Annotated in this window: 3 protein-coding genes; 2 read left to right on the top strand and 1 reads right to left on the bottom strand. The window is 59.9% G+C overall.

The features are described 5' to 3' along the window. Positions 1–355: 355 nt before the first annotated feature. The gene (locus KJ624_04855; GenBank protein ID MBU2009157.1) at positions 356–1,630 is read right to left on the bottom strand and encodes a hypothetical protein; all 1,275 of its coding nucleotides are present in this window, start codon (positions 1,628–1,630) and stop codon (positions 356–358) included. Between KJ624_04855 and KJ624_04860 the strand changes: the two genes are divergently transcribed. Together KJ624_04860 and KJ624_04865 are read left to right on the top strand one after the other, a co-directional pair. Further along, positions 1,629–1,910, top strand: a complete 282-nt coding sequence (locus KJ624_04860) for a hypothetical protein (protein ID MBU2009158.1) — start codon at positions 1,629–1,631, stop codon at positions 1,908–1,910. The genes KJ624_04855 and KJ624_04860 overlap by 2 nt on opposite strands. Positions 1,911–2,006: 96 nt before the next feature. Next, positions 2,007–2,720, top strand: a 714-nt coding sequence (locus KJ624_04865) for a hypothetical protein (protein ID MBU2009159.1), incomplete at its 3' end; no start/stop codon positions are given.

Genomic DNA, 2,720 nt, shown 5'->3' on the forward strand with positions numbered 1-2,720 from the left:
AGCGTGGCTGAGGTGAGTCAGGGATTGTCTCAGGAGGGCTGGCAGCACATCACTTGGCGCGAGGGGTCCAAGGGACCCATGACGAGTCGTTTTGCTGCCATACGCGTCTTGCCCAGCCATTCTTATCAGCATGGCGGCGACTGCCACTCTGACCTGCTGCATGAAGCCCCGGGTTTCCTGGGTTCTGGCTTCGGCAGCGTTAGCTTTGTCTTTGTTTTCCTGGGACACATTAGCTCCTTTCAATGTTGAGGTTCTAGTCTACTACCCCATCAGGAGCTTGCGCCACCACCCAAAGTGTACGGTTTTAGTGGCCTTAAAAGTGTCCCATTTTAGCTGACGGTCTACACACTTTGTCTCAGGCGGGGGAGAGGTAAGGCCGGAGGCTCTGGAACTCCTTGTAGCAGTAATTGACAGGGTTCTCCGGGAAGGCTTTTCGCCCCGGGTCCAGGATAGCCAGGCGGTTTATCCTGTAGCTTTTTGGGCCTAGGGGAGAGAGATGTCCCTTTATCGTGCAGAAGCCCAGGAAGGCGTCCAGGCGTTTTTCCAGGGGGGGAAGGGCGAGAAGCCTGGGGTCCAGGTTTGCCCCGTTCTGGGATAGCTCCCTGGCTCTCCTCTGGAGCCATTCCCGCAGGCCCTCCCGGGTGATGGTCTCCTGGCCCCGCTGGACTGCTTCCATAATAAACAGGCTTCCCAAATGGCTCATAGTGATAACCCCGGCCCGGGCCAGGGACTGCCGCACATTATCAATCATTTTCTTCCGGGGCAGGTTATCGGCGGGGACCTCCGGGCCGAAGGTGACGAAGACCTTCGTCCTGCCCGTTGTCATGAAATCGTAAACAATGTGGATGGGTAGGAACCTGACGGCGGTCCCCGACTGCCGGACAACCCGGTAGAGGATGCTCTTGAATGGCAGCATGGAGCCGTCCAGGGATGTATTGCCCTCCGGGGCCAGGAACAGGGTCTCCCCCTGCCTCAGGAGGGAGGCAAAGGTCTCTATCTGTTTACGGGCCAGGGCCCTCTGGACCTCGGCTACGCATCGGCACATGTCTTCCCGTATCAGGCCACAGTCCCACTTTTTCTGCAGTAGCCTCCGGTAGCGCCAGGAGAAGAGGTCGCGGATGGAACGGGAGCCGAGGGTCTTCTTTGGCTGGCCCAGCCACGAGGCCAGCATTTCCAGGGCCTCGGGCCTGACCAGCTGCTCCAGTCTCGGATTGCCCCAGGCGTGCTGGAGTTCCCATAGCATCTGGTTGACCTTGGTATCAGCCAGCTGGTGCATGGGATGGGCCCTCAGGGCCATCAGGGCGGGGCCTATGTTCAGGGCGAAGGCCAGCCTGCCCAGAAGGCCCCGGAGCTTGAAGTAGACGGCCAGGCCGCCTGGGTAGAAGAAGTCCTCCCTGGTGAAGAACCAGGGCCTTTTCCCGGGCCAGAAGCCCCGGCGGAAATGGACCAGGGGACCCAGGATTGGGATGTCCGGGTCCCGCCGGTGGTTGATAACGATGATGGTGGAGGGGGAGCGGGTAAAGTTCCTCTTCCCCCGGACCTCAATGCTGTAGAAGAGCCGCGTCCCCACCTGGAAGACCATCGCCAATAGGCTGGCAAAGAGCTTGTCCGCTGCCGTAATGCCTCGCATGCCGAGGTATATTCTCCTACCCCTCTCTCCCCTTGTCAAGGCTCCGCATCTTCTCCGCCTGCCACGGCCCGGGTGGTTACGGGGTGGTGGGGTACAACTCGTCTCCCGGGAATACCTGGAGGGGATGGGGGGCGGAGGGCCTCTGCCGGGGGGGGGAAGGGGGAATGCCCCCTGGGGGAGGATGAAGGCCTGGCTGGGGGGGGAAGGGGGAATGCCCCCCTGGGGGAGGATGAAGGCCTGGCTGGGGGAGGATGAAGATGGCCTTAAAAGAAGGTCTTAAAGGCCCTCTTTATCTCTTGAATGGGGGCAAGAAAACCACCAGAGTATGGCTGTTCTTGGAGGAGGAAAGCAGGATGGGTAAGGGAGAAACAGCCGAATGCCAAAACTGAGAGCAGCCATAAAGAGCCGACTTCTTCTTCCTCTGGTGCTGGCCGGCAGTATACTGGTCGGTCTTCTTCTCATACCAAGCAATCCATCTCTGGCCGTTGGTGTCAGCCTTACGCCTACCCCCGGAACTGTAACCCAGCCCAATTCCCTCTATCTCTATTTCACCGTTACCATCGGTCCCTCAGAGCGCATACCGGTCACCAACACAACTATCCGCATCCGGACCTCCCCCACCGGCCCTGATGTAGCCACCGGTGTTATCGGCCCCACAGGGGCCCTGGTTTCCTCTTCACCGTCCGGGGTCTTCACCGGTGCCTCCCTCCTTTCCCCTGCCAGCTTGTCTCCTCTCTACGGGTATGACATCCTGTATGGCTATCAGGCGACTACGGGGTACACTCTGGGCCCCACAACAGGTTATGGCTATGGCTACGGCTACGGCTCTGCCAGTGTCTTGACTATAAGCTATGTGGCTTATGTTAACAGTAGCAGTCTTTCCGCGGGGAGCTACTATGCCCGGGCGGAGGTAGACACAGGGACTGCCACTGTCTTTCCCTCCACCTGGGTCACTTTCTCTGTGACAGCAGCACCCTACGTACCACCTTATGGGCCGCCTTATGTGCCACCTGCTCCTACCCCTACTCCCGCGCTCACGCCTACGCCTGTCCCCACTGAGACACCGACCCCCACCCCCACGCCTGCGCCT

The organism is Chloroflexota bacterium, assembly GCA_018825785.1.
Lineage (GTDB): Bacteria > Chloroflexota > Dehalococcoidia > JACVQG01 > JAHKAY01 > JAHKAY01.